Annotated in this window: 3 protein-coding genes and 1 pseudogene; 1 reads left to right on the top strand and 3 read right to left on the bottom strand. The window is 70.5% G+C overall.

The genetic code is table 11. The features are described 5' to 3' along the window. Nucleotides 1-234: 234 nt before the first annotated feature. Entirely contained in the window at nt 235-720 is a 486-nt protein-coding gene (locus tag C1J00_RS41115) for an SRPBCC family protein (RefSeq protein WP_102913935.1), read from the bottom strand. A 167-nt stretch (nt 721-887) separates the two neighbouring features. Continuing rightward, complete coding sequence (locus C1J00_RS41110; RefSeq protein ID WP_102913934.1) at nt 888-1,175, bottom strand: zinc-ribbon domain-containing protein; 288 nt, start codon at nt 1,173-1,175, stop codon at nt 888-890. Between the two features lie 32 nt (nt 1,176-1,207). Here C1J00_RS41110 and C1J00_RS48135 point away from each other — a divergent pair. Further along, nucleotides 1,208-1,821 (top strand): annotated as a pseudogene (locus C1J00_RS48135) (DUF5949 family protein). A 53-nt stretch (nt 1,822-1,874) separates the two neighbouring features. On the opposite strand, the gene C1J00_RS41100 reads toward C1J00_RS48135, so the two are convergent. Continuing rightward, on the bottom strand, nt 1,875-3,080 hold a 1,206-nt coding region (locus C1J00_RS41100), incomplete at its 5' end, for a phosphohexomutase domain-containing protein (protein WP_102913933.1).

Raw genomic sequence — 3,080 nt, 5'->3', positions numbered from 1 at the left:
ATCACGCGGTCTCCTTCTGCTGTGGGGGCCGGGCGGCGGGAAGCCTCCGCCCGGTCAGGCAGGGGTGTCACTGCGGACAGTCAGGGGGCAGCGTGCCACCAGGAGAACGATATGGACAGGTGCATGTCATGACGTTGGCCGAAACCGTACGCACCCTGCACGCAGAGCGGGACATCCGGGCACAGAAGAACCCGGCCTCACCGTGGAGACCGGGTTCCGGGAGTGCGGCTGGTGTCAGAGGATGGGGCCGGAGCCGCTGGGGCCGCCCGGCTGGACGCGCCCGCGCCATGAGCCGGACTCGACTCCGCGCTCCTCGATGTACTGCTTGAAGCGCTTCATGTCGCCCTTCACCCGGCGGTCGATCGTGCCCATCATGTCAGCGGCCTTCTCCACGGCTCCGCTGGGCTCGACGTCCAAGACGAGCTCCACCCTGGTGTGGGTGTCGTCGAGGCGCTCGAAGCGGACTGAGCCCCTCTGGTGCGTGTCTCCGCTGGTCGTGCGCCATGTGACCCGCTCGTCGGCCAGCTGGTCGACGATCTCGGTGTCGAATTCGCGCCGTACCCCACCGATCTTGGTGGTCCAGTGGTTGTGGCGGTCGTCCAGCTGCCTGACCTCCTCGACGCCCTCCATGAAGTTCGGGAACTCCTCGAACTGCGTCCACTGGTTGTAGGCGGTGTGGACGGGGACGTCGACTTCCACGGTTTCCTTGATGGTGCTCATCTGAATGCCTCCGTTTTCACTGATCGACTGCAGGAGGCCCATCGGCCCACAGGTCCGGGCCCGGGAGGGCCGAGTACCCGGGATGCTCCGGTTGCCACATCGCAAATGATCAGTGAGCTCGGGGTCAGCGGCACCCCGGGCGTGCCGCGGCGATTCGGCCCGGGGTATCAGAACCGGTCGTGCTGCTGCGGCTGCCCGTGCGCCTGGCCGCTCGGGCCGCTCGTGCTCTGGCTCTGGAGCTGCTCCGCCTGCTCGCCGGTCACCTTCTGTTCCGCTCCGCAGAAGGTGCACTGCGTCAGGTACTTCGTGGAGATCGGGAACAGCGGGACGAAGAACAGGGTGAACTTCGTGACGCGCTTCCTGAGCGTGTGAGCGGCGGGGTTCCCGCACTGGCCGCACACCAGCGTCAGTATCGCCAGCTGGTACAGGTAGCCCTTGGTGCCGAAGATGATCACGTGTCGGTCCTTCCCGGTCGGATCTTCACCCAGTGTCCTGCATCGCGGACACGCCGGGTGCCCGGGCCCCTCGTTCGTGTGGAGAGCCCGGCGCGGGCTGGGCCGGTCGGGTGACGGCGGGGCAGGTGCCACACCGTACGCCGATCCGGTTCCGCGGTGACCTCGATCTCACCCGAAACGCAGTCCGTGCCCGCCGACGACCTGGGCTCCCTGGTCGTCCAGTCCTGGCGGGGCACTACCCCGACGGGGACGTCCCCTACCTCCTGGCCTGCTCCCTCGGAGACGGTGCGAACGGCCCGGAGGGCACGCCGAAGGCCATCGAGCAGCTGCTGCTGAGCGCCGGGCTGCCCCTGGGCGAGGGCCTCGTCCACGCCGCCCAGCGCCCAGCATGCCGGTGAGCCTGCTCGCCGTGCCCGGGTCGGCCGTCCTCACCGTGCAGCACCTGAAGTCGCGGTTCGTCCCGCCGCAGACCTGGCTGGAGGCGGTGGGCGAACTCGGCTACGCCTGCCTCATCTTCACCACCCGGCCGTGGCCGCAGGGCGCCGAACCCGGTGACGTCGGAACGCTCGCCGCCTTCACCTCCGACGAGGACGCGATGGCCTCGGCGGCGCACGTCGTCCTGCCCGCCCGCAGCCCGCGCGGCTGAAGCGCGTACAGCCCGGGCCGCGTGAGGTGGCCCGGGCTGTGGTGTGCCCGGGGTCAGCCGGACAGGGCCGTCAGCACCACGGACTTGGCCTCTTCCTGTACCCGGCCGAGGTGGTCGGGACCGAGGAACGACTCGGCGTAGATCTTGTAGACGTCCTCGGTGCCCGAGGGGCGGGCCGCGAACCAGGCGTTGTCGGTGGTCACCTTGATGCCGCCGATGGCCGCCCCGTTCCCGGGGGCCTCGGTGAGCACCGCCGTGACCGCGTCCCCGGCCAGGGTGTCGGCGCTGACCTGGGCCGGGGAGAGCTTGGCGAGCAGGGCCTTCTCCTCGCGGGAGGCGGGGGCGTCGATGCGCGCGTACGCCGGTTCGCCGAAGCGGGCGGTGAGCGCCGCATAGTGCTCGGAGGGGGTCTTCCCCGTGACCGCCGTGATCTCGGAGGCGAGCAGGGCGAGCAGGATGCCGTCCTTGTCGGTGGTCCACACGGAGCCGTCCCGGCGCAGGAAGGACGCCCCGGCCGACTCCTCCCCTCCGAAGCCGATGGTGCCGCCGGCCAGTCCGTCCACGAACCACTTGAAGCCGACGGGCACCTCGACCAGCTCGCGGCCCAGGTCGGCGGCGACGCGGTCGATCATGGCGGAGGAGACCAGGGTCTTGCCGATGCCGGTGGTGGCCGGCCAGCGGTCACGGTGGGCGTAGAGGTAGGAGATGGCGACGGCCAGGTAGTGATTGGGGTTCATCAGGCCGGCGTCCGGGGTGACGATGCCGTGCCGGTCGGCGTCGGCGTCGTTGCCGGTGGAGATCTGGAAGCGGTCGCGCTGTCCGATGAGCGAGGCCATCGCGTACGGCGACGAGCAGTCCATGCGGATCTTCCCGTCCCAGTCCAGCGTCATGAATCGCCAGGTGGGGTCGGTGTGCGGGTTGACCACGGTGAGGTCGAGGCGGTGCTGTTCGGCGATGCGGCCCCAGTAGGCGACCGACGCCCCGCCGAGCGGGTCGGCCCCGATGCGGACGCCGGCCGCGCGGACCGCGTCCAGGTCGAGCACGCCGGGCAGGTCGGCGACATAGGTGCCGAGGAAGTCGTAGCGGCCGGTGGTGGGGGCCGCGAGGGCGCGGTCGTAGGGGACGCGCCGGACGTCCTTCAGGCCGCCGAGGATGATCTCGTTCGCCCGGTCCTGGATCCAGGAGGTCGCGTCGGAGGCGGCGGGGCCGCCGCTGGGCGGGTTGTACTTGAACCCGCCGTCGGCGGGCGGGTTGTGGGA

The sequence above is a fragment of the Streptomyces cahuitamycinicus genome, from assembly GCF_002891435.1.
Taxonomy (GTDB): Bacteria; Actinomycetota; Actinomycetes; order Streptomycetales; family Streptomycetaceae; genus Streptomyces; species Streptomyces cahuitamycinicus.
Note: the sequence above shows the minus strand (reverse complement) of the source record. Positions and strands in the feature narration are given on the sequence as shown.